This is a genomic window from Enterococcus sp. DIV2385, from assembly GCF_051711925.1.
Lineage (GTDB): Bacteria > Bacillota > Bacilli > Lactobacillales > Enterococcaceae > Enterococcus > Enterococcus faecalis.
Genome location: NZ_JBIONV010000001.1, coordinates 2,622,448 through 2,645,524 on the forward strand (window position 1 = coordinate 2,622,448; position 23,077 = coordinate 2,645,524).

The following is a 23,077-nucleotide window of genomic DNA, read 5'->3' on the forward strand; positions in this document are numbered from 1 at the left end:
CTTAACTTCTCTACACTTATCGTATATCATGAATACCTAATAAATATTCAGGTTGCAATATTTTTTTAGATAAAATGATTTAGAGAAAAAACCGCCCACATCAGAAAAATGATGTGGGCGGGTTTTTGTAATTATTTATTTTTTGTTTCAAATAACGGACTAACTGGTTTGTTTTCGTGGATACGTTTAATCGCATCTCCGATTAATTCACCAACGCTGACTTCGTCAATTTTAGCAATTTTACGATCATCAGATAGGTAAATAGAGTCTGTTACAACTAAGCGTTCAATTGCTGAATCTTCAATACGTTGTAAGGCTGGTCCTGATAAAACGGGATGTGTACAAGAAGCGTAAACGTCTTTTGCTCCGGCTTCTTTCAATGCGTTTGCAGCAAGAGAAATTGTCCCCGCTGTGTCAATCATGTCATCAATTAAGACACATGTTTTGCCTTCCACATGACCAATGATATTCATTACTTCTGCTACGTTCGCTTTTGGACGACGTTTGTCAATGATCGCAATTGGTGCTTTTAAGAATTCTGCCAATTTACGCGCACGCGTTACACCACCATGGTCAGGGGAAACAACAACGACGTCATCGCCTTGAATGCCGTGTTCGATGAAGTAATCGGCAATTAATGGTGCACCCATCAAATGATCCACTGGAATATCAAAGAATCCTTGAATTTGGACCGCATGTAAGTCCAATGTCAACATTCTTGTTGCACCAGCTTTTTCAATCATGTTTGCAACAAGTTTAGCAGTGATTGGTTCCCGGGCACGTGCTTTACGGTCTTGACGTGCATACCCATAATAAGGCATAACCACGTTAATTGTTTTAGCACTCGCACGTTTTAACGCATCAATCATGATTAATAGTTCCATTAAGTTATCGTTAACAGGACTACTTGTTGATTGAATGACGTAAACATGTGCACCACGAATACTTTCTTCAATATTCACTTGAATTTCGCCATCACTAAATTGTGTTACAGAGCACTTTCCTAGCTCCACACCCACAGCATCCGCAATTTTTTCTGCTAAGGGACGATTAGAGTTCAAAGAAAAGATTTTCAATCTTGGATCAAAATAATGTTTCGACATTAGAACCTCCACTTTCTATTTCAGCCAATTCGTTAAAACTGAACAATACTTTCCTTCTAAAATAATAGTAGTCCTAGCCAAATAAATCAAGAGATTTTCTGTATTTCATACAAGATATTCATCAAAAGTCGCTTTCTTCTAACTATTTTATCGTATTTGTCTAAAAAATGAGGATTATTTGAATAAAGAAAGGTACTCGCCATAGCCTTCTTTTTCTAAATCTGCCACTGGCACAAATCTCAAAGCTGCCGCATTAATGCAATAACGTAAGCCGCCTTCTTGGAGTGGGCCATCAGTGAAAACATGCCCTAAATGTGAATCCGCTTCTTGACTGCGAACTTCTACTCGGTGCATGCCGTGACTAAAATCAGCTTTTTCTTTGACGCCACGTTTTTCAATTGGTTTGGTAAAGGATGGCCAGCCGCAACCAGCATCGTATTTGTCCAGGGAGCTAAACAACGGTTCGCCACTAACAATATCTACATAGATTCCGTCTTGGTAAAAGTCATCATATTCTCCTGAAAAAGGGCGTTCTGTTGCGTTTTCTTGTGTGACGGCATATTGAAGATCCGTCAAGGTTTGTTTTAATTCTTCTTCTGTTGGTTTTGTCATTCTGTCCACTCCTTTTCTTCTGTTCAATTTATTGGGTTCAATGATACCACGTTTGCCAAACAGGCACCTAATAGTTTGCATAGTAAAAGACAGTCCTTTCTCTTTTTGACGAATGAAAAGGACTGTCTTTTATTAGTTGAATTCTTTTAGTAGTCGGGCTACTTTGGCAATTGGTAAGCCCATAATGGCGTAATAATCGCCGGCGATTGCTTCAATTAGTAATGCCCCTTGTCCTTGGATACCATAAGCGCCTGCTTTGTCGGCATATTCTGCGGTATCTAAGTAAGCATGGATTTCCGTGTCTGTCAGTGGATAAAACGTCACGGTTGAATGAACTGTCGCGGAGCGCTCTTTTTCTCCTTGTTTCAACGTCACACTTGTATACACGTCATGTGTTTTGCCACTTAGGAGGCGCAACATGCGATAGCCGTCTTCCCGAGAAGTCGGTTTGCCGAGGATTTCTCCCGCCAATGCCACAATTGTATCGCAGCCAATGACTAGTGCTTCGGGGGATTGCTCTGCTATAGCCGCTGCTTTTTGGGCAGCCATTTGCGCCACATATTCTGCTGGTAAGCCGTCTTTGCCAACAGTTTCATCGATATCGGCTGGTGCAATCGTAAAAGTTGGGACCACACGCTTTAATAACTCCTGACGGCGAGGAGATTGGGATGCTAAAATAATTTGCATAAAATGATGACGCCTCGTTTCTTTTTAATGGGGGTCTTGAATGCGTTTAAACATTCGTTCCATATCTGAATTCGTAAAATGAATCAGCACCGGACGTCCATGCGGACAATTAAACGGATTTTCGCACAAGGCCAAATCTTTTAATAGCACGCGTGCTTGTTGCTCGTTGAGGTAATGATTGGCTTTGATGGATCGCTTACAGCTCATCATAATGGCGGTTGCTTCACGGAATTTTTTCACGCTGACCGAGCCAGTTGTTAGCAACATGTCAATCATCTCGCGAACAATGCTTTCCTCTTCGCCTGCAGGATACCAAGTTGGGTGCGCACGCACAATGAAACTATTTTGTCCAAAGTCTTCCAAATGGATGCCGACTTCCGCAAGGGTTTCTTTCTGCTCTTTAATTTTCAAGGCATCGCTATTTGGATAATCAATAACGATTGGTACCAATAGTTCTTGTAAATCATCACTGACTTCGCCAATTTTTTCACGGAAGTACTCGTATTTAATTCGTTCTTGGGCAGCGTGTTGGTCGATAATAAACAGGCCATCTTTGCTTTGTGCGAATAAATAAGTTCCGTGCATTTGACCGAAGTATTCTAGCTCAGGAAAACGTTCTGTCGGTCGTTCTTCTTCCAACTTGTTCAGGGCTTGTTTCAGTTCTCTTTGACTCGCAGCGCTATTGGCATCGAATTCTGGGTGAAGTTTCATTTCTTCTTGGAAAACCTCGTCAGCAGCCTCTGATGAAGGCAGAGAAGGTTCTGAATCAGGCACTTCAGTTATTTTCGTTTCTTCGGCTATTACCTGTTGCTCATTACTAGCTGTTTCCCAATGATTTGCGGAATCAGCAGCTGCCGAAGAGGTTTCGTAAGCTGACGTTTCTTCCGCTACACTCGTTGATTCTGGCACTGGCGGCGCAAATGGATCGTCCATTGGGTCCACTGCTCTTTCTGTCTGGTTGACAGCTTCAGGGGCGCTTGAGGCTGGTGTTTCGTCTGTCGCATGTTCCGCATAGAAGCGGCCTGTTGCGGGATTATAGCTTAAGCTGCCCGGTCGTTGTTTTACCGCAGGTTGTTCAGTCGATAAAGGAATTTCCATTTGTTCGGCTTTAGGTTCTGGCGGTAGTTTCTTTTTAAAACGCAAATTGTCTGCCGCATTGGGAATCAACTGTTCTTGGCTCAACACTTCTTGAATCGCCTGTTCAATTAATGCCATTAAATCTTTTTCTTTACTTAAACGAACTTCTTGCTTAGTAGGATGGACATTGACATCGACTAACAGCGGATCCATTTCAATTTCTAACACAGCAATTGGAAAACGCCCCACCATTAGTTTCGAACCATAGCCGGCTACAATTGCTTTATTTAACGCGAAATTTTTAATATAGCGACCATTGATAATCGTTGATAAATAGTTGCGGCTGGCCCGTGTGACTTCTGGCAATGAGACATACCCTGTCAAAGTAAAATCAAGGTCTTTTCCTTCAATTTTCAACATTTTCTTTGCGGTGCTAATGCCATAAATCCCCGCAATCGTTTGTTTTAAATCACCATTGCCTGTTGTACTCATCATTTTGTGGCCATCATGAACTAAGCGAAAAGCGACTTTAGGGTGGCTTAACGCCAGACGATTGACAATGTCACCGATATTGGCCAATTCCGTTTGGATCGTTTTGACGTATTTCAAACGAGCGGGCGTATTATAAAATAAATTAGAAACGGTCATTTTTGTGCCTTTACGGAGGGCTGCTGGTCGGTTTTCTTCGACCTTGCCCCCTTTTAGAATCACATAGCTGCCTTCTTCTTCCTCAGCTGTGGCAGTTTCGACAATCATTTCAGAAACTGAGGCAATACTTGGTAAGGCTTCGCCTCGGAACCCCAAGCTGCGAATTCGGAACAAATCATCTCTTGTATGGATTTTGCTTGTGGCATGGCGTTTGAAGGCATTCAGTACATCTTCTTTGGCAATTCCTTCACCATTATCAATAATTTGAATGGTTTTCAAGCCAGCTTCTTCAATAAAGATATCAATTTGGGTGCTTCCTGCATCCAGTGCATTTTCCACCAATTCTTTGACGACAGAAGCGGGACGTTCAACAACTTCACCAGCAGCAATCTGGTTGGCTAGTTGTTCGGATAGTTCTTGAATTTTCCCCATTTCACGACCTCCTAACCGGTTCGGTTCCTAATTAGATACGTTTTTGCAATTGATGAAGCATGTTTAACGCATCTAGTGGTGTCATTTCTAATAGATTCATTTTCTTCAATGTGTCAATGACACTTAATTCTTCTGTTGAAACTTCTTTAAATAATGAAAGTTGCTCGGTTTCTTCATGGACTTCTGAAACTTCTTCATGATGAACTGAACTTGGAATCGTTGTTTCTTCCGCTTCTAAAGCGGATAAAATGGTGGCTGCTCGTTCTAAAAGTGGGCTTGGTAAACCAGCGATTTTAGCAACGTGTATCCCATAGCTCTTATCAGCAGGTCCTTCCATCATTTTATGAAGAAAGACCACTTCGCCATCTTTTTCGACAGCGCCCACGTGAATATTCTTCAAGCCTTTTAAGGTTTCATCTAGAACAGTTAGTTCATGATAATGTGTAGAGAATAGCGTTTTGGCTTGTACTTCACGATGGATATATTCAATGATGGCTTGCGCTAGCGCCATTCCATCATAGGTTGCCGTGCCGCGTCCTAATTCATCAAATAAAATTAGGCTGTTAGGCGTGGCGTGCCGCAGTGCTTGGTTAGCCTCCATCATTTCTACCATAAAGGTACTTTGCCCTGCAATTAGATCATCAGAGGCCCCAATCCGTGTAAAAATTTGATCGAAAATTGGCATTTCAGCACTTTCCGCTGGTACAAAACAGCCAATTTGCGCCATGACCACCGTCAAAGCCAATTGACGCATGTAGGTACTTTTCCCTGACATGTTTGGTCCAGTAATCAAGAGAATATCTGTTTCTGGGTTCATGCGGATACTGTTTGGAATGTATTCTTGGTGCCCTAAAACTTTTTCCACGACTGGGTGTCGTCCTTCGACAATCGCCAAATTTTTCGTGTTACTTCTTAACGTTGGTCGAACGTATTGATACCGTTCACTAATTGTTGCAAAAGATTGTAAAACATCAACCGCACTAATGGTTTTAGCCAGTGTTTGCAACCGATCAATGTTCGTTTTCACTTGTTCTCTCACAGCCAAGAACAATTGATATTCTAGTTCAACTGATTTTTCTTCGGCTTCTAAGATTAAACGTTCTAATTCTTTTAGTTCGGGCGTAATAAAGCGCTCCGCATTAGCTAATGTTTGCTTCCGCTCGTATTTTCCTTCTTCTAAATTCGCTAAATTTGACTTAGTGATTTCAATGAAATAACCAAAGACACGATTGTAGCCAATCTTCAAGTTTTTAATGCCTGTTTCTTGGCGTTCTTTCGCTTCTAACTCCGCTAACCATTGCTTACCATTACGCATGGCATCACGGTATTCATCTAATTGGTCGTTATAGCCGTCTTTAATAACATTTCCTTCAGTAATTTGTAAAGGGGCTTCTTCATTAATCGCCGTCGCAATCAATGCCACTAAATCTTCAACAGGGTTTAAGTCGACTAACAAATCATCCCATTCCCCTTGATTGATCCCGACAATTAACTGTCGAATCGTTGGTACTTGTTCTAAAGAGGTCCGTAATTGAATTAAATCACGCCCATTCACACTGCCGAATGCCACGCGTCCTGCTAACCGCTCTAAATCATAAACGTTCGTCAATGCTGCTTGCAAATCCAAGCGTTCAAAATAGGCATTTAATAAGGATTGCACCATTTCTTGACGCGCCTTAATTTGACGTTCCTGAATTAGCGGACGATCCAACCATTGTTTCAACAAACGGCCGCCCATAGCTGTTTTCGTTTCATCTAATAGCCACAAAAGAGTCCCTTTTTTCTGTCCTGTTCGAATCGACTGACTCAATTCTAAATTGAATTTAGAATAATGATCCATTTTCAAGAAATGATCTGGCTGATATTCCACAGCTTTCTGAATATGGGACAAGCTCCGCTTTTGGGTAACGGATAAATAAGATAATAATTTGCCTGTAATTTCAATTTCTAATGGATTAATCAGTTCATTGGTTAAAAAACTAAACTCGGCATTTTCTTCCACCGTTTCTTGTGTCGAAAAGATGATGTTTAAACGTAAACTTAAGTTCTCTTTTAACGATTCAGGAATCCCTGAACCTAGGACCATTTCTTTTGTTTGCAACGCAGAAGCTTCGTTTAAAACGCCCTCTTCATCAGCCAAGACTGCTGTTTTTAATTCGCCTGTACTCAAATCTACATAGGCAAAACCAAACTGATTACCATCTGTTAGCACAGCGGTTAAGTAATTATTGTCTTTGGCTTCCAAGCCTTTACTATTCATCACCGTTCCTGGTGTTACCAACTGGACCACTTCTCGTTTGACCATGCCCTTGGTAGTCTTTGGATCTTCCACTTGCTCACAAATCGCTACTTTATAGCCTTGCTCAATCAACGTATCAATATAGCCTTGCGCGGCATGATAAGGAACGCCACACATAGGAATCGGATCATCCGCATTGCGGTTACGACTGGTTAACGTCAATTCTAAGATTTGCGCTGCATTGATAGCATCTTCATAAAATAATTCATAAAAATCACCTAAGCGATAAAATAAAAACGCATCCTTGTATTGGGCCTTAATGGACAAATATTGTTCCATCATGGGTGTATTTTTTGTCTTTTGTGGCATTTAATTCCCTTCCTTCTCTAGCTCTTCGTTCACGCGGTATTGAATGAGCGCCGTGACATGTTGGACTAAGTCATTGGCTTCGATCAGTTGTTCGCGGTAGGCTACAACGAGTGGGTGCTCATCAAATTCTTTTGTTTTCGCATCAGCTCGTTGAATGGCTTCTTTTTCAGCAGTTGGTTTGCCATAGTGAGCAAATTGAACCGCATCTTTTTGCGCAGCTTTAATTTCTTCCACTAATTCTGTCAGCTTTTTGTTTTTCTTTACCTTTTCTTCAATCGCTTGGTAGCGCTGAATGACTTCATCTTGTCCAATTAAATGTAACAATTTTTCTAATTCTTTATTACTTTGTTCATCTAAATTCAACGGCTCCATTTTTTTCACCTTCATCTTTCACCGGCACTTTTTCTATAAGAGCAGAAAAAGTTAACCTCTTAATGATCCGAGATTAACTTTTCTTCTATTATTCTTGAAACGGGCGATCTTCACTAATCTGAATCGGCTCAATCATCTTCGCTTGGCCCGTTTGGTCATCAATCTCTAAAATACAGGCAGATAAAATTGTCCGCCCTGTTTCGACTACCTCAAAGCGCTTCGGCAATGCTGTCATAAACTTCTCAATAATCGGTTCACGCTTCATTCCTAAAATCCCATCATAAGGTCCAGTCATACCGACATCACTTAAGAAGGCTGTCCCTTTCGGTAAAATCCGAGCATCATTTGTTTGAACATGCGTATGTGTTCCAACAACGGCTGAAACTTGGCCATCTAAAAACCAGCTCATGGCTTGTTTTTCGCTCGTCGTTTCGCCATGAAAATCCACAAAAATGAGCGGTGTCCGTTTGCGAGCGATAGCCACTAGCTCGGCGGCTTTCTTGAAAGGATCTTCCAATGGCACCATAAATGTGCGGGCCTGTAAATTAATCACCGCTAGTTCCAATTGATTGACTTTCACAAAAACCATTCCTTGACCAGGCACATCTTCTGGAAAGTTCGCTGGACGAACCATTTTCTTCGCATCATCAATGAATTCAAAGATATCCTTGTTGTCCCACGTATGGTTACCCATCGTAACAACATCGACACCATCTTGCAAAAATTTCTTATAAATCTTGCCAGTAATTCCTCGACCAGATGCCGCATTTTCACCATTGGCAATGGTCACTTGTGGACGATATTTCTTCTTTAATTTAGGGACATACGTTGCTAAGGCTTCTCTTCCTAAAGAACCGACAACATCTCCTATAAATAATATACGCAAAAAGGTTCCTCTTCTCTTTTTAACATCTCTTGTTTATTATAGTTGTTTTCGCTTTGAAAAGAAAGTTTTGGTTTTAAAAGATTAAAAAAAGTGTCTCAACGAACAATCCTTGCAATTGTTCGTTGAGACACTACACGCGATACTTATTCGCTTTTTATTTTATTTCGCATAGTCAACGGCACGTGTTTCACGGATAACCGTTACTTTGATATGTCCTGGATAATCCAAGTCATCTTCAATTTTCTTCCGAATGTCTCGAACTAAACGAACAGATTCTAAATCAGAAATTTCTTCTGGTTTCACCATGACACGAACTTCACGTCCTGCTTGAACAGCAAAACTTGAATCCACGCCTTCAAAACTATTAGAAATATTTTCTAAGTTTTCTAAGCGGCGAATGTAGTTTTCTAACGATTCACTACGTGCACCTGGACGGGCTGCAGATAACGCATCTGCGGCTGCCACTAAAACAGAAATAACTGAGGTTGCTTCCACATCACCATGATGCGAGGCAATGGCATTAATAACTACTGAATTTTCTTTATATTTCGCAGCTAATTCTGCGCCAATCTCAACGTGAGAACCTTCAATTTCATGATCTAATGCTTTCCCAATATCATGTAGTAAACCTGCACGTTTGGCTAATTGAACATCTTCGCCTAATTCGGCGGCTAAAACGCCAGCCAGTTTTGCTACTTCGATTGAATGGTTCAAGACATTTTGACCATAACTTGTTCTGAAACGTAAACGGCCTAAAATTTTAATTAAATCAGGATGTAACGTATGAGCACCTACTTCAAAGGCTGCTTGTTCTCCGTATTCACGAATCCGTTCATCCATTTCTTTACGTGATTTTTCTACCATTTCTTCGATGCGAGCGGGATGAATCCGACCATCTTGGATTAATTTTTCCAAGGTCATTCGAGCGATTTCTCGTCTGATTGGATCAAATCCGGATAACACAACCGCTTCTGGCGTATCATCAATGATTAAGTCAATCCCTGTTAATGTTTCCAATGTACGAATATTACGTCCTTCACGACCAATAATGCGACCTTTCATCTCATCATTTGGTAAAGTGACCACGGAAACAGTTGTTTCAGAAACAGAATCGGCGGCGCAACGTTGAATTGCTAGGGAAAGCAAGTTCTTCGCTTTGCGATCAGATTCTTCTTTGGCACGTTGTTCTGACTCCTTGACCATCAAGGTTAGTTCATGATTCAACTCTTCTTCTGTTGACTTCATAATAATCGATTTTGCTTCTTCTTTTGAAAGGGAAGCAATTCGTTCTAATTCTTGATGTTGCTGATTAATTAAGTTTTCTACTTCTTTTTCTCGCTCATCAATTAATTGCTGTCTAGCACCAAGTTTCTCTTCTTTTTCTTCCAGTGAGCCTTCACGTTTTTCAAGAGAGTCATCTTTACGATCCAACGTTTGTTCCCGTTGAATTAAACGATTTTCTTGAGATTTAAGTTCTAATCTGCTTTCTTTCAACTCACTTTCAATTTCTGAACGATACTTCTGGTTCTCTTCCTTAGCTTCTAGCAATGCTTCTTTTTTCAGTGTTTCTGATTCTTTCCGAGCGTTCTCGAGAATACTCGACGCTGAAATTTTTGCACCATTTATTGCTTTATCATGACGTGACTTTGCAATAACAAATCCTAAACCAAGACCGACAATCAAACCGACGATAGCGAGGAGAATATTTAAAACCATATTTCCACCTCCATACTATCTTTTTGTTAATTCATATCTTGTAGTTTTTTGATAAACTAAAATCAATTATCAATATGCCTACTTGCATATTTGTGCATACACACAATTTTATTCTAATGTTTGTCGCGAAAGGTGTCAACTTAAAAAAGCCCTTTCTTTTGGAAAGGGCAGCAAATATTAGACAACGTCACATTTTTAGGTTTCCGCCGTCACGAATTGTTTAAATTTTAGAACAAACGCCGCATAGTCTGCCGTTTGACTAAGCTGCTTGATGTGGATGGGTTCGGACATGGACAACAGTCTCTTTAACAATTTAGTTCTAAACAAAAAAAGACAACACCTGTCCTGTTCAGTAAGTGTTGTCCTTCTTCTTAACGAGTCGTATTCACTCGTTATTTATTCATCTAAGGGTAATTCTTCTTGACCTTCTGCTTCTTCTGTAATGGTTGAACCGTCACCGATGCCATATGCATCACGGACCAATTTAGACACTTCTGCCATCATTTCAGGATGATCCGCCATGTATTGTTTGGCATTTTCACGGCCTTGGCCAATTCGTTCTTCTTTGTAGCCATACCAAGCACCACTTTTGCTGATAAGGTCTTTTTCCACAGCCATATCTAGTAATTCGCCTTCTTGGGAAATCCCTTGGCCATACATGATATCAACTTCTGCCACTTTAAATGGTGGCGCCACTTTGTTTTTAACGACTTTAATTTTTGTGCGGTTACCGACGATGTCTGTTCCTTGTTTTAACTGTTCTGCACGACGGACTTCTAGACGAACCGTTGCGTAGAATTTCAATGCACGTCCACCAGGAGTTGTTTCAGGATTTCCGAACATCACGCCAACTTTTTCACGAATTTGGTTAATGAAAATAGCAATTGTTTTTGTCTTATTAATTGAGCCTGATAATTTACGTAGTGCTTGAGACATTAGTCGAGCTTGTAAGCCGACATGGCTCGCTCCCATCTCACCATCAATCTCTGCACGAGGAACTAACGCAGCAACCGAGTCGATGACAACGATGTCAATCGCACCACTTGAAACTAAGGCATCGGCAATCTCTAAGCCTTGCTCGCCCGTATCTGGTTGAGATAAAAGTAATTCATCAATGTTAACGCCTAGTTTCTCCGCATATTGAGGATCCAATGCATGCTCAGCATCGATAAAAGCGGCTGTTCCACCATTTCGTTGCACTTCTGCAATTGCGTGTAAAGAAACAGTTGTTTTACCTGAACTCTCAGGACCATATACTTCAATAATTCGGCCACGTGGATACCCACCTACGCCCAATGCAACATCTAACGCTAAAGAACCACTAGGGATAGTTGAAATTTTTTGATCAGCTTTTTCGCCTAATTTCATAATAGAGCCTTTCCCAAAGTTCTTTTCAATTTTTTTCAGTGCGGCATCTAAAGCCACTTTACGATCATCTGCCAATGGATAATCCTCCTTTAATTTATATAAACTTATTTTTCATTTCCTGTTAGTAGGTCTATCATATCTCTTTTGTACCAAAAAAGCAAGAAAAAACCGAACAAACATTCGCATATTTATTTTTTATTAATGATTCGGCGCCGCAAAAGATCTAACCCTCGCATAACCGCACTCTGTCTAATATAATTTCGGTCACGGTTAAAATGGAAACATTCTGCAACGGTTGGTTGGCCTTCTTCCGCCAGCCCAATCCAAACAGTGCCTGTCGGTTGACCTTCGATTGGGTCACCAGCGACCCCAGTAAATGATAAACCATAGTTAGATTTAGCTAACTGACGCGCTTTCTCTGCCATTTCTTTGGCACACGCTTCACTTACCGTGCCATGTTCTTCTAAAAGTTCATGAGAAATCCCTAAAAAGTTCTCTTTTGTTTCTTGCGAATACGTCACGAAGCCTCCCTTAAAAATCTTCGAAGCACCCGCAATTTCCCCCAGTGTACTTTGGAATAGGCCAGCGGTGAGGCTCTCAGCAGCCGTGACGGTTTGTCCGTTTTGTAATAACAAATCCACTGTTACCTTGGCTAAACTATTGTCATCCCCATACCCATAAAAATAGTCTCCCACTTTAGCTAAAACCTTTTCTTCCGTCGCTGTTAATAATTCTTCGCCAGCTACTAAGTCTTTTGTTTTAACTGTTAAACGAAGTGTCACTTCATTAGGCTTAGCATAAGGCGCAATGGTTGGATTCGTTTGGTGCGCAATCAACGATTGAATCTCGGTCACCAGCTGTGATTCACCAATGCCATAAAAACGCAAGACTCTTGAAATCAATTGTTCTTCTTGTGGAAACGCATCAATCAATAAAGGTCGTGCCGCTTGTTGGAACATCGGAATTAATTCATTGGGCGGCCCTGGTAAGAGCAAATAGCTTGTTGTGCCTTCTGTTACGAAAGAACCAACCGCTAATCCTGTCGGGTTTTGAAGAACTTGTCCACCTTCAATGGCTAACACTTGTCGTAAATTATTTTCCGTCATTGGCCGCTTAGACTGTTGGAAAAACTGGTGCAAGCGGTTCAATCCTTCTTGATCTTCTACTAATGATTTATGGAGATGTTGTGCAACAACTTGCTTGGTTAAATCGTCTTCTGTAGGTCCTAGCCCTCCACACAGGACAATTAAATCACTTCTTTTTTCTGCTTCTGTTAGTAGCGTTTCTAAGCGGCCGCCGTTATCGCCAACAACGGTCTGATAGTAAACATCGATGCCTAGCGCAGCTAACTCTTCTGATAAAAAGGTGGCGTTGGTATTCACTACTTGTCCCAGTAATAACTCTGTTCCGACTGCAATGATTTCTGCTTTCATTGATTTCCCCTTCTCTAATAACATACGTAGTTAAACTCACTTTCCATTTTAGCACAACAAAATTTTTACAAAAGAATTTGAGCTTCAGGAAATAATTTTTTTATCAGGAAATTTATTAATTATTACGAAAAAAATGTTCATTTTCTCACAATACATTGTATAATAACGTTATATCGAAAGGAGAGAAATGAATGAGTGTAGTATTAGGACTTTTGGGTCTATTAGGGTTACTTGTCAGCGGGGGACTGACTATCAAAGCATTAATTAAGAAACAACCGAAAAAACAATATGGCTATGCCGCATTAGCAAGTGCCGCTCTATTTATTGGTGGGGTTGCCACGACAGATTCTTCCCCAACGCTTTCACTTGATGCAGAGAGTGTTGAAACCGATGCCAATGGCTCAGCCACCATCAAAGGCGAATACGACGGCAACAGCAAACTAACGGCCAATGGCAAGGAAGTAAAAACGAAAGACAAAACGTTTGCTTACAAAGTAAAACTGTCCGATGAAAAAACGCAAAAAATCACCTTTGTGGCTGAGAAGAAAGATACCAAAGTTGAAAAATCAGTCGAAGTCACACCGTCAAAAGAATTTATTGCGAGCATCACAGATTCTGAGCAAGAATTAGCCAAAACAGAAAAAGCTTTAGCTTACGCTGAAAAACAACCTTCTCAGAAAAACTATGATGAAGCCGCAACCTTAGTATCTTCATTAAGTCAAGAATACGAGGAATACAATGATCGCCTTGAAAAAATCAAAGAAGCAGTACCTGTTGATGAAGCAGTTACAACTGCTGAAAAATCTAAAAGTAAAAGCGATTATCAAGCAGCTGAAAAATTAGTAGCTGCTGCCCCAGTTGGCAAAGAAGGATTTCAACAACGATTAACGACTGTTCAAACCGCTATCGCTGAAAAAGAAAAAAATGAACAATTAGTCGCCAGTGCAACTGCCGCTGTTGAAAAAGCTGAACAAGAACCAACTAATGAAGCTTACTATAATGAAGCGATCAAACAAATTGACGCTTTAAACTCCCCAAATCAAGCTTTAACAAAACGGGTAGCCGTTGTTAAAACTCAATTAGATGCCCACAAAGAAAAACAACGAAAAGAAGCAGAAGCTCAGAAACTAGCCGCTGAAAAAGCGCAAAAAGAACAAGCCGAAGCGGCAGCAAAAGCGCAAGCTGAAGCAGAGGCGCAACAAGCCGCACAGGCGCCGGCGGAAGTCGAGACGGCTGCTGCGGAAGCACCAAGCGGTAACGCCTTAATTAAAGGGTCACGTAATGGAATTTATCATGTACCTGGAAGTAGATATTATAATAGAACTACGAATCCAGTAGCTTGGTTCTCTACTGTTGAAGAAGCAGAAGCAGCAGGATACCGAGCACCCAAACAGTAAATACATTAGCAATAATTAATCAAACAAGAAAATGGGGCCTCCGTTGTTTTAACGGAGGCCCCATTTTCTTGTTTTTTATTGATACACACTAATTCGTTGATTTGGGTGTGCATTACTTTCCACTTCATCTAACATGGCAACGGCGTAGTCTGCGTAACTAATGTAGCTGTCACCTTGACTATTGGTTGTTAATTCTTCGCCAGCGACTTCATAATGGCCTGTCGCAGGACCTTCAGCATCAAACATGGCTGCAGGACTAATATAGGTCCAGTGAATGTTTTGAGCTTCTTTCAATAAGTTTAAAGCTTCGCCCATCGCCGAAGCTAATGGCTGAATTTCTGCTGGGAATGATGGTGTATCTTTTAATTGAGTTGTGTGTTCTGGGTCCACATACAAGGTTCCAGCGCCCCCAACGACAAACAAGCGCGTTTTTTGATTGGTTAAAATCTCAATCAAATGCTGGGTAGATTTTGGGAAATCTTGCACATCAGGGAATCCTAAGGCACTAATTAATACATCAAACGCTTGAATATCTTCTGTTGTTAATTGATAAACATCTTTTTCAATGGTCGGTGTGCCATCTGTTATTTTTGAAGCATTACGAACGATGGCTGTCACGTCCATCCCGCGACGTTTAGCTTCTGCTAAAAGTAATTGTCCTTCTTTTCCTGTTGCTCCTAATACTGCTACTTTCATGTAAATCATCCTTTCATTTTTAAATAGAACTAAAATAGTTACATTTAATACTTTAAAAGTAGAGAGATTACTTATCTCTCTTAACTTCTATTTCATGAATCACATCTGCTAAGGTGATGCTTTTCAATTCTTCTTCCATTTTTTGTTGCACTTTAGTAAATTCAGTTTCTAGTACCGATTGGATATTTGCCCCAACGGAACAGTTTGGATTAGGATTTTGATGAATATTGAAAATCTCTCGTTCCAATTCAACCGCTGTGTAAATTTCATACAGTGAGATCTCTTCTGGTTTCTTTAATAAGGTATTTTTATTGGCTCCACGCATGGAATGAATCAAGCCGGCTTTTTTTAACTGGCTCATTAGTCGTCGAACAACGACTGGATTCGTATTCACGCTCGAAGCAATGTATTCAGAAGTCACTTGTTCTTGAGGACCTGTTTCAATCAAACTTAAAATATGAATCGCAACACTTAATTTCGTTGACATGGCCATGTCTAATCACTCCAAACTAAATGTAACGTTATTTGTTACATTTACAGAATACGCTGTTTCGTTTTATTTGTCAATGAGAAACCTCTGACTATTCAAAATAAAAATCATTTGTTGAAACAACACGGGCCCCAAACGGCATTAACGCTAATTTCGCCAATTTAAAGGATTGTTGCCCAAACGGAATACCGATGATTGTCAGACAAAGCAACAAGCCACTAATACAATGCCCAATTGCTAATGGTAGTCCACTGATAATCAGCCAAATAATGTTTACCACCAAAGATACGCCGCTATCACTATACACGACTCGCTTTTTAAACGGCCAAAAGCTCAACCCCGCTAATTTAAAACATTGTAAACCAATCGGAATACCGATAATTGTAATACACCAAATCACTCCTGCGAATAGCCAAGATAAGCCACCAAAAAAGCCGCCAAAGATGAACCATAAAATATTGCCAAGTGTTTTCATTCTTGTTCCTCTACTTTCCTCATTAAAAATTATGTATGTGAGTAAGTATACCACGAAAGCTTCTTTTTGTTTCAAACAATATTGTAAGGTCGCTGACTCGTTAAAAGACGAAGACGCTATTTCATGATACAATGAAGAGACTAACGATAAAGGAGCAGACTTCATGGACTTACATTTAACCGTTGATCTAAAAAAAACAAAGACACTCATTGACTTAGCCGATCAGGCCCACTTAATCATCGAACAAACAACTAAATTACCGAAAAAAGAGGCAGCGATTCTTTTCTTGCTAAGAGATAACCAACTAGTTGCTTTAGGACTTGCTGAAGAAAAAGCTACATATAAAGAAGTTTCTTTTGATCACTCGATTTTATTGAAATCGACTTGGGACACAGAACTTGCCTATTTAGCGCAAGCTTTCCTAGATGATGCGAAAGAAAGTGGTTTAACATTGGAAGCGACCCCAACGACAGTCAAAATTCCGAAAAGTGCGGTAGCGACAGTGACTAACTATAAAGAAACAGTCACCTTTATCTTGGAACGTTTTGGCTACTCTCTGTTTAAAAAAACGGCGCCGAAGAAAGCCAGACCAGCCAAAGCACGCCACAAATGGACAAAAGAAGTCAGCCAAATTCCTTTTTATATTGATACTCGACAAAGCAAAGCAACTGTTTTTTGGCAAAAGCGCAATGAAATGCTTATTAAAGCTGGCGCAACAATGATGCCAGAAGCCCCTTTAAATAAAGACGGGTCTGTCGGTTTCTCCGCTAGATTTGGTGAAAAACTTCGTGATGAACGCAAGGGCCAATTTAAAGACTTTGTCACAACGGAAGATATCGTCTTAAAAAGCGTTAATGAAGTCGGCTTGTTTCTCTATTTTGCTGGAACAAACAGCTGGTTAGAGCTAGCTGATGAGAACGGCAAAACCTTAAATGAATGGACTGTGGTGGAATAAACCTTATAAAAAATGTCGCCCCTGATTTTTATGATTCAGGCGCGACATTTTTTTAATTTAAATAACTTTTTGCTATCGCTTGATACTTATCAATCATATCTAAATAATTATCAATTTCGACATATTCGTCGACTTGGTGTGCAGTAGTGGTCACACCTGGTCCAAAGACAACGCAATCAAATGTATTGTCTGATTTAGTAAATTCAGCTAAGTCTGTAGTCCCAGCGCTTGTCACTAATGGTAATGGTTGATCAAATTGGGCTTGAATGGCTTGAATTAACGCAGAATCTTTCTCAGCTTTTACAGGAATTTTATTGTAATCAATCGTTAATTCTAACTGATGTTTTTCTTTTTTGTTCAATTCATCGACAATTTTTTGTAATAATGCAATGACTTGGTCGTTGCTGAATTCTGGAATTGAACGGATATTCCCTTGCAAGGCTGCTTGACCTGGAATACTGTTCACTTGTGTGCCACCTTTAATGACGGTTACATTGTGAATCGTTCGACCCAATTCAGGATTTTCATAGTTTGCTGTGACTTCCGCCATTTGTTGGTTTGCTTCTGTAATAAATTCGTTCAAATTATTAATCGCGTTAATGCCTTCTTCTGGCATCGAACTGTGGGCTTCTTTTCCGTGTGACACAACAGAATAGTTAATTGAACCCATGTGCGCATACATCAAGTTATAATTGGTTGGTTCTCCAATGACTAAGGCACTTAAATCATCCGCATAGCCTTTTTCAGTTAATTGGCCAGCACCTAGCTCACCGACTTCTTCACCAACTGTACCTAAAAATTTAACCGCTCCATTTAATGGAACTTCCTTTTCTTTTAATTCAATCATTGCTAAAACCATTGCGACTAAGCCGCTTTTCATGTCCGTTGCGCCACGGCCATACAATTTATTTCCTTCAATATGGGCCGCAAATGGCGGGAAAGTCCATTGACTTTCGTCCCCTTCAGAAACCACGTCCATGTGGCCACTAAACCCTAAGACTTTTTCTCGGTTTTCACCTAAATAAGCAACCAAACTACTACGATTTGGTGCATAAGAAACAAGTTCAGAAGGAATCTCATATTTCTTCAAAAGATTTTGTAAATAGATTGCCACTTCTTCTTCGTTTCCATTTACAGATTTAATTTTAACCACATCTTGTAAAATACTAATTTTTTCTGATTTTTCCATTGCCATTCGCCCTTTCTTGTTATGCTTAATTCTAGTGTACGCTTCTCTCAGTAAAACCGCAACTGACTTGGTTAGGTCAGTAAAAAACACGCGACATTTCTTAAAACTGTCGCGTGTTTTTTGCTGAGTTTATTTTAAATAATTAGGCGCTGCCAATTCATTTTCAATGACTTGATCAGGAATCACAAATTCAGGAGTGCCCATATAGTAAGGCGCAATCTCTCCTTGGGGAAACACAATCACTAATTGGTGTTTTTCATTGATATAGAAAGGTTGGTCCTTTTTAATTTTTTTGAAGGGTTGAACCTCACTGGGGGCATCCTCTTTTTCGGACCAGTATATTTTATTGCTATCGTTCTTCATTTGGTCTGCTATTTGTTGTTTAATTTCACTACTAATGACATCAATGTAAAAATCATTTTTAAAAATTAAGGGGAGTGAAACGACAACATTGGCTCGTTTGTCGATGGTGTCATATTTTGTTGTCGTCGCAGAGCTGCCTTTAATTTCTGTGAAGGTTCGTTTGACCACTAGGAAGCGACGGTCGTCCACGACTTTTTCATAATCTCCAGTGACTGAAACACGAGAACCATCAAACAATTGCCCTTTGACTTGTTGAAATTCTGTTTGGGCTTCTTTAAAGTATTTTTTGTTGAGCGTGTCGGCTACTGAAGATTCTTGGGATGTTTGGATTTTAGGGACATCGATGTTTACTTCACTTTCCTGTTTTTTCGCTGTCAACGTTTTGATGGTGACTAATTGAACAATTTTATCTAACACAGGAATGTTGCGGGCTGCTTCACTAAAACCTGGAAACAAATTGACTGATAAGACAAAGCCACAAGCTACCACTACACTACTTTGCAGTGAGCGGTTTCTAAAACGAAGCCAGGTGTACCGCTTTTTCTCTTTATGAAAACGCGCTTTGACTTCCGCTTGTAGATCCGTTGGCAACGGTTGTTGGCGGTATTCTTTTGAAAAGTTTTTAACAACACTTTTTACAAAATCTTCCATTATTTTTTCGCTTCCTTTCTTTTACTAATTCAATAGACTTCGGAGTTCATTCAAACTGCGGTACATCTTCGTTTTAATCGTGTTTTCGTTAATATCCAGGATCAAGGCGATTTCTTTTAGCGTAAATCCTTCAAAAAATTTTAATAGAATAATTTCACGATTGGGACTATCTAATTGATTAATAATTTCTTCAATTTCTAAAAAACTGCGTTGGGGATTATTTAAAAGGGCTAACACCTGTTCATCTTTTTCAATATGAACAGCTTCTCGTTTCTTTTTACGCCAATAATCTGTCGCTACAGAAAGCAGAATTCGAAAGAACCACGCTTCAAAATCCTTAATATCGGGTCCTTTTTGGATGGCCTTCAGTGCCTTTTCAAAGCTTTCTTGAATCACATCCAAGGCATCTTCTTTCGAATGTGTATAGTTAAAGGCAATGCGATACATTTTTTCATATTTGGTATCTACAAGCGTTTCTAACGCGCGAATTTGTTTTTTTCTTTTCCAACCATCGAAAACCATCGATTTCTGGAACCTCCTTTCCTGTACACTTATATAGACGAATCACAAGCATAAAAAGTTTCAACTTTTTTATTATTTTTAATTTTTATATTCTAAAAGAAAAAGCGTGGTACAAAAATCACTTTGGATTTTTGCTTCACGCTCAAAATCTGATAAACGACGGGAACAGAACCAGCTCCTTCGGAAATAAGCCGAAATTATCCAAAAATTAAAGAACAATTTCCGGAAATTTCTTCTTATTTCTCGGAGCTAAGCGGTGCTGTCCCGACCTTGTTTTCTTCTCCCGAGTGCGGTCTTAGTGCACTCAGCGTTTTAATAAAATGCGACCAATCAACAGGACGTGGTGGCGCTAGCCAAATAATTTGAGTAATCTCAGGCCAATCGACAAAATGAATATCCGATAAAATTAATTGTACACTTTCATCTACATGTGCTTTGAAAATGATATTCCATTCCGTAATTTTTTCAATATTTTTTTGTATCATACGATTATAGGCTTCACCAAAGGAAAAGTCGACACACAATGTAATCGGAGCCAAAACTTTTTTCAATGGTAACGCATCCACCATTAACAACAGATACCGATAAAATAAAAACTGTCTGGCATCCCAAACAGCGGGATTCGTTTTTTGTTCTTGAATAAATTGTCGACTAGCAGAAAAATACTCTGTATACGTTTCTGCAAAGTAGGTTATATCCATTTTGCGATAACTATAGTTTGCTTCTATTGGAAAATGGAACAATTTAAAATGTACGATTGTTACTTTTTGTTCAAAACCTTGCAGGACTTCCTCGGAAAGCTGAAATTGTATTTTTAAATAGCTTAACAAGTCACGATTCAATTGTTGAATTTCTGCAAATCTTTGGCAAAGTGCTGCTGAAGCTACTTGAAGCCACTCTTCAGCAATTAAAAATAAGAGTAAATAATTGCCTTCGTTTGTTCGTTGTGGTTCTGGGATTTGAAGACTCTCTAACCAATTGAAAACATTCTGCTGATTGTCACCGGCTAATTGTTTTAACACTTGCGAATCTACTTTTTTCTCTACATAAAACTGTTGCTGCGTTCGTACTAAAGAAACCGCCAAAAAATGAAAACATTTAGCTTGTGCATAGCCCGCACGCTGATTAAGATGAACCTTCTCAGAAAAAAATAGCTCAAAGTTCCGAATCTGCCCTAAAACTTTTTTACCGTACAATGAAAAATCACGTTGGTATAATTGTAAAAAAACCAGTGTTGTTACTTCGCGTAAATTGGTTTCATTTCCCACCAAGTGAAATTCTTTATTAATTGTAATTTGATAATTTTCCAGCATTTTCTTTAATTCCTTGAACTCCTTATAAGCCAATGTGTGACTAACAAAGTGTTCTAACGCAAACTCATTTACAGAATCAAAACGCTGAAAAAAGAAATCTTGAAACATAGCAAAACGTAACGACTCTTTAATATAGCAATCAATCAAAGTAGCGGAAGTTTCCGTTCCTGATTCATTAAGCGTTAAGAAAATACCATCGCTCACAATTTGAAAATCCTCTGATAAACCAAATTCAATAAAATCGGCATTTAATTCAGCGACCGTTTTGTTCACGATAAATTCAGATAATTCTAACTCTTGCATTACGGTTTCTTTTGACTCTGTTAACATCGGTGCATTTTCCAGTAACTGAAATAAGGCGATTTTTCTTTTATCCACTTTATTTAAAAACATCATCAATATCATAGACTTCTCTCACATCCATTTTTTTCCCATACAATCCATTTCCTGAAAGAAAGTACCCAACCGCTGCTAAATAGCTTTCAGATTCTTCATCGCCGCCTGCACCAAGTCCGTTAGGAAAGACAAAATCTTTATTCACTTGTAGGGGATGAGCCGTTGTTTCTTTTGTTTGTTTCTTTTTTTCTTTTGACATTGCCGGTTTCTCCACAGGTTTGTCTTTTTTCTTGGGTGAAGGCTTTTTTTCTTCAGAAGGAACCGTAGTTTTTTGATCTTCCGGAGGGGCTGGCGCAGGTTGTTCCGGTTCTGACTTTTCCTGAGGGGTGATTGATTCTGGTTTTGGTTGAATTTCTTCCGTTGGTTCTAAGGGATTATAAATAGGTGTCGCCAATGTTTGAATTGGTTCTATTTCGACAGCCGTAAAAATTAGCAAAGAACTAAATAAAAAAAGATACTTTTTTCTCATGGCTTCTCACTCTCTCTACCTCTACTTTATGGGAAGCAATTCCTTGTAAAAGTACCTTTACTTTTACAAGGAAAACCCTTTTTGTCAATAGATAGCCCTTTTTATTGCTCAGATTGTTGTTCTTCCTCTTTTTTCTTTTTACGATACAAGAAGAAAATCAATAAGAGCAGCGCTAGAATGATTAATGCAATCAGTAGATACAACCACCAATTGGTTCCTTTAATAGTTACGTCTTTTTCATTTAATTCTTTAGCGACGTCCCCAGAAATAGTAAATTCTTTTGTAAATTCCCATTTGTACAGGTACCGTTCTTCACCATTGGCACCTTTGACTTGATAGGTACCCTTTTCATCTTTTACACCATAGGCCGTTGATTTCAAGACATATTTTCCTGGCGTTAATCGTTCCCCTTTTAAAGAAATTGGGTAACTAAAGTTAGAGTTTGGCGCCACTTGCATATCCTCAGTATCGGATTGGTAAAGCGTTTCGCCTCCTTTTGAAACAGTGTTGATTAAATGTAATTGGTTTAAATAGGCCGCTTGTGGGTTTTGTAAAGAAACATTGATGACGTTTCGCGCGTTGACTTGTCCTGGTTTAACCCCCAGTAATTTTAAATCTGGTTGAACCTTTGTCTCATTTTGCTGAAGAATAATAGCCACAACATAGGAGTATTCATTATTAATAGCTAACCCTTTTGATTGATCCGCAGAAGTCGTGGTTTCTTTCTTTTTCTCTTTGAGTGTTATGCCGCCAGCCATCACGCCATCAAAAGAATCTTTAGGCATCGTGATGGTTAAAGGTAAGGTCTTTTGGGAATGCTTCGGCAAGATGATTTCTTTCGGTGCTTCCACATAATCTTTTAAGTTAAAGCGTAAAGTTTTGTCAGGTTTGATCCCGTTTTGGCCATATTCTACTACGCCATTTAAATTCGTTGTCGCTGAGTTCACCGTATTTTCAATGGTAATGTCTTCATCTGTATCATTGCGTAACTGAATTTCTACGGTTTGTTTGGTACCAGGCGCCATTTTTAAGTCAAAGTAGGTTTTTGATTTATCCACTTGATTTTCGGGAATTGTTGGTGTGACCGCAAAATTAAATTCAGAAGCGTGCGCCTCCACGCCAATCCAGCCAAATAACATACAAGCGATTACCGTTGCATATACTTTCCATCTGTTCATATTCATTCTCCTATGTCTGTCATTCTTTGTTGTATTATAAG

General features: G+C 39.5%; 21 protein-coding genes. 2 read left to right on the plus strand and 19 right to left on the minus strand.

Translation table 11 applies throughout. The annotated features are described in order from the left end of the window. Positions 1–131: 131 nt before the first annotated feature. The 10 genes from IGM04_RS12675 to IGM04_RS12720 all read right to left on the minus strand — a co-directional run bounded on the left by IGM04_RS12675 (position 132) and on the right by IGM04_RS12720 (position 12,942). Complete coding sequence (locus IGM04_RS12675) at positions 132–1,103, minus strand: ribose-phosphate diphosphokinase (RefSeq protein ID WP_002381060.1); 972 nt, start codon at positions 1,101–1,103, stop codon at positions 132–134. A 174-nt stretch (positions 1,104–1,277) separates the two neighbouring features. Then, complete coding sequence (gene msrB, locus IGM04_RS12680; RefSeq protein ID WP_002354871.1) at positions 1,278–1,715, minus strand: peptide-methionine (R)-S-oxide reductase MsrB; 438 nt, start codon at positions 1,713–1,715, stop codon at positions 1,278–1,280. A 132-nt stretch (positions 1,716–1,847) separates the two neighbouring features. Next, positions 1,848–2,402 (minus strand): Maf family protein, encoded by a 555-nt coding sequence (locus IGM04_RS12685; RefSeq protein WP_002354869.1) that lies wholly within the window; start codon positions 2,400–2,402, stop codon positions 1,848–1,850. A gap of 24 nt (positions 2,403–2,426) precedes the next feature. Further along, entirely contained in the window at positions 2,427–4,559 is a 2,133-nt protein-coding gene (gene mutL, locus IGM04_RS12690) for a DNA mismatch repair endonuclease MutL (RefSeq protein ID WP_086318135.1), read from the minus strand. 31 nt (positions 4,560–4,590) lie between these two features. After that, positions 4,591–7,167, minus strand: coding sequence for a DNA mismatch repair protein MutS (mutS, locus tag IGM04_RS12695; RefSeq protein WP_002354867.1), 2,577 nt, complete (start codon positions 7,165–7,167; stop codon positions 4,591–4,593). Continuing rightward, complete coding sequence (locus IGM04_RS12700; protein ID WP_173951132.1) at positions 7,168–7,554, minus strand: RicAFT regulatory complex protein RicA family protein; 387 nt, start codon at positions 7,552–7,554, stop codon at positions 7,168–7,170. A gap of 73 nt (positions 7,555–7,627) precedes the next feature. Further along, positions 7,628–8,425 (minus strand): TIGR00282 family metallophosphoesterase, encoded by a 798-nt coding sequence (locus IGM04_RS12705; RefSeq protein WP_002354864.1) that lies wholly within the window; start codon positions 8,423–8,425, stop codon positions 7,628–7,630. Between the two features lie 159 nt (positions 8,426–8,584). Further along, a complete protein-coding gene (rny, locus tag IGM04_RS12710) occupies positions 8,585–10,141 on the minus strand; it encodes a ribonuclease Y (protein ID WP_002354863.1) in 1,557 nt (518 codons plus the stop codon). 396 nt (positions 10,142–10,537) lie between these two features. Next, positions 10,538–11,584, minus strand: coding sequence for a recombinase RecA (recA, locus tag IGM04_RS12715; RefSeq protein ID WP_002354860.1), 1,047 nt, complete (start codon positions 11,582–11,584; stop codon positions 10,538–10,540). 113 nt (positions 11,585–11,697) lie between these two features. Continuing rightward, positions 11,698–12,942 carry a competence/damage-inducible protein A gene (locus IGM04_RS12720; protein WP_086318133.1) on the minus strand — a complete coding sequence of 415 codons (1,245 nt, stop codon included), beginning with the start codon at positions 12,940–12,942 and terminating at the stop codon, positions 11,698–11,700. Positions 12,943–13,133: 191 nt separating this feature from the next. Between IGM04_RS12720 and IGM04_RS12725 the strand changes: the two genes are divergently transcribed. Then, positions 13,134–14,339 carry a sunset domain-containing protein gene (locus tag IGM04_RS12725; protein WP_002359001.1) on the plus strand — a complete coding sequence of 402 codons (1,206 nt, stop codon included), beginning with the start codon at positions 13,134–13,136 and terminating at the stop codon, positions 14,337–14,339. A gap of 75 nt (positions 14,340–14,414) precedes the next feature. On the opposite strand, the gene IGM04_RS12730 is transcribed toward IGM04_RS12725, so the two are convergent. The 3 genes from IGM04_RS12730 to IGM04_RS12740 form a co-directional block, all read right to left on the minus strand. Beyond that, positions 14,415–15,044: an NAD(P)-dependent oxidoreductase gene (locus IGM04_RS12730; RefSeq protein ID WP_002354854.1), complete on the minus strand. Its 630-nt coding sequence runs from the start codon at positions 15,042–15,044 to the stop codon at positions 14,415–14,417. Positions 15,045–15,102: 58 nt separating this feature from the next. Beyond that, on the minus strand, positions 15,103–15,528 hold the full coding sequence (locus IGM04_RS12735; RefSeq protein WP_002383201.1) for an Rrf2 family transcriptional regulator: 426 nt from the start codon (positions 15,526–15,528) through the stop codon (positions 15,103–15,105). 88 nt (positions 15,529–15,616) lie between these two features. Further along, a complete protein-coding gene (locus IGM04_RS12740; RefSeq protein WP_002358999.1) occupies positions 15,617–16,000 on the minus strand; it encodes a YccF domain-containing protein in 384 nt (127 codons plus the stop codon). Between the two features lie 163 nt (positions 16,001–16,163). Between IGM04_RS12740 and IGM04_RS12745 the strand changes: the two genes are divergently transcribed. Further along, on the plus strand, positions 16,164–16,955 hold the full coding sequence (locus tag IGM04_RS12745) for a hypothetical protein (protein ID WP_086318132.1): 792 nt from the start codon (positions 16,164–16,166) through the stop codon (positions 16,953–16,955). A gap of 52 nt (positions 16,956–17,007) precedes the next feature. Here the strand turns inward: IGM04_RS12745 and IGM04_RS12750 are convergent, their stop codons facing one another. From IGM04_RS12750 to IGM04_RS12775, 6 genes are all read right to left on the minus strand, one after another. Next, positions 17,008–18,144: an ArgE/DapE family deacylase gene (locus tag IGM04_RS12750; protein WP_002367472.1), complete on the minus strand. Its 1,137-nt coding sequence runs from the start codon at positions 18,142–18,144 to the stop codon at positions 17,008–17,010. Positions 18,145–18,273: 129 nt separating this feature from the next. Continuing rightward, the gene (locus IGM04_RS12755; protein ID WP_086318131.1) at positions 18,274–19,158 is read right to left on the minus strand and encodes an RsiV family protein; all 885 of its coding nucleotides are present in this window, start codon (positions 19,156–19,158) and stop codon (positions 18,274–18,276) included. A 24-nt stretch (positions 19,159–19,182) separates the two neighbouring features. Further along, on the minus strand, positions 19,183–19,680 hold the full coding sequence (locus tag IGM04_RS12760) for an RNA polymerase sigma factor (RefSeq protein WP_086318130.1): 498 nt from the start codon (positions 19,678–19,680) through the stop codon (positions 19,183–19,185). A gap of 236 nt (positions 19,681–19,916) precedes the next feature. After that, positions 19,917–21,398: a helix-turn-helix domain-containing protein gene (locus IGM04_RS12765; RefSeq protein ID WP_179189159.1), complete on the minus strand. Its 1,482-nt coding sequence runs from the start codon at positions 21,396–21,398 to the stop codon at positions 19,917–19,919. Further along, positions 21,373–21,858: a hypothetical protein gene (locus IGM04_RS12770; RefSeq protein ID WP_086318128.1), complete on the minus strand. Its 486-nt coding sequence runs from the start codon at positions 21,856–21,858 to the stop codon at positions 21,373–21,375. The genes IGM04_RS12765 and IGM04_RS12770 overlap by 26 nt, the downstream gene beginning before the upstream one ends. A gap of 101 nt (positions 21,859–21,959) precedes the next feature. After that, on the minus strand, positions 21,960–23,042 hold the full coding sequence (locus IGM04_RS12775) for a DUF916 and DUF3324 domain-containing protein (protein WP_161970602.1): 1,083 nt from the start codon (positions 23,040–23,042) through the stop codon (positions 21,960–21,962). Between the last annotated feature and the right edge of the window lie 35 nt (positions 23,043–23,077).

What these genes read in the sequence shown, in the direction of transcription:
- IGM04_RS12735 (WP_002383201.1), bottom strand. Translation starts at nt 15,528, where the DNA reads ATGGCCATGTCAACGAAATTAAGTGTTGCGATTCATATTTTAAGTTTG.
- IGM04_RS12770 (WP_086318128.1), bottom strand. Translation starts at nt 21,858, where the DNA reads ATGAGAAAAAAGTATCTTTTTTTATTTAGTTCTTTGCTAATTTTTACG.
- IGM04_RS12700 (WP_173951132.1), bottom strand. Translation starts at nt 7,554, where the DNA reads ATGAAGGTGAAAAAAATGGAGCCGTTGAATTTAGATGAACAAAGTAAT.
- IGM04_RS12765 (WP_179189159.1), bottom strand. Translation starts at nt 21,398, where the DNA reads ATGATATTGATGATGTTTTTAAATAAAGTGGATAAAAGAAAAATCGCC.
- IGM04_RS12675 (WP_002381060.1), bottom strand. Translation starts at nt 1,103, where the DNA reads ATGTCGAAACATTATTTTGATCCAAGATTGAAAATCTTTTCTTTGAAC.
- IGM04_RS12725 (WP_002359001.1), top strand. Translation starts at nt 13,134, where the DNA reads ATGAGTGTAGTATTAGGACTTTTGGGTCTATTAGGGTTACTTGTCAGC.
- msrB (WP_002354871.1), bottom strand. Translation starts at nt 1,715, where the DNA reads ATGACAAAACCAACAGAAGAAGAATTAAAACAAACCTTGACGGATCTT.
- IGM04_RS12760 (WP_086318130.1), bottom strand. Translation starts at nt 19,680, where the DNA reads ATGGTTTTCGATGGTTGGAAAAGAAAAAAACAAATTCGCGCGTTAGAA.
- IGM04_RS12750 (WP_002367472.1), bottom strand. Translation starts at nt 18,144, where the DNA reads ATGGAAAAATCAGAAAAAATTAGTATTTTACAAGATGTGGTTAAAATT.
- IGM04_RS12685 (WP_002354869.1), bottom strand. Translation starts at nt 2,402, where the DNA reads ATGCAAATTATTTTAGCATCCCAATCTCCTCGCCGTCAGGAGTTATTA.
- IGM04_RS12755 (WP_086318131.1), bottom strand. Translation starts at nt 19,158, where the DNA reads ATGGAAGATTTTGTAAAAAGTGTTGTTAAAAACTTTTCAAAAGAATAC.
- mutL (WP_086318135.1), bottom strand. Translation starts at nt 4,559, where the DNA reads ATGGGGAAAATTCAAGAACTATCCGAACAACTAGCCAACCAGATTGCT.
- IGM04_RS12745 (WP_086318132.1), top strand. Translation starts at nt 16,164, where the DNA reads ATGGACTTACATTTAACCGTTGATCTAAAAAAAACAAAGACACTCATT.
- IGM04_RS12720 (WP_086318133.1), bottom strand. Translation starts at nt 12,942, where the DNA reads ATGAAAGCAGAAATCATTGCAGTCGGAACAGAGTTATTACTGGGACAA.
- IGM04_RS12730 (WP_002354854.1), bottom strand. Translation starts at nt 15,044, where the DNA reads ATGATTTACATGAAAGTAGCAGTATTAGGAGCAACAGGAAAAGAAGGA.
- IGM04_RS12740 (WP_002358999.1), bottom strand. Translation starts at nt 16,000, where the DNA reads ATGAAAACACTTGGCAATATTTTATGGTTCATCTTTGGCGGCTTTTTT.
- mutS (WP_002354867.1), bottom strand. Translation starts at nt 7,167, where the DNA reads ATGCCACAAAAGACAAAAAATACACCCATGATGGAACAATATTTGTCC.
- IGM04_RS12775 (WP_161970602.1), bottom strand. Translation starts at nt 23,042, where the DNA reads ATGAATATGAACAGATGGAAAGTATATGCAACGGTAATCGCTTGTATG.
- rny (WP_002354863.1), bottom strand. Translation starts at nt 10,141, where the DNA reads ATGGTTTTAAATATTCTCCTCGCTATCGTCGGTTTGATTGTCGGTCTT.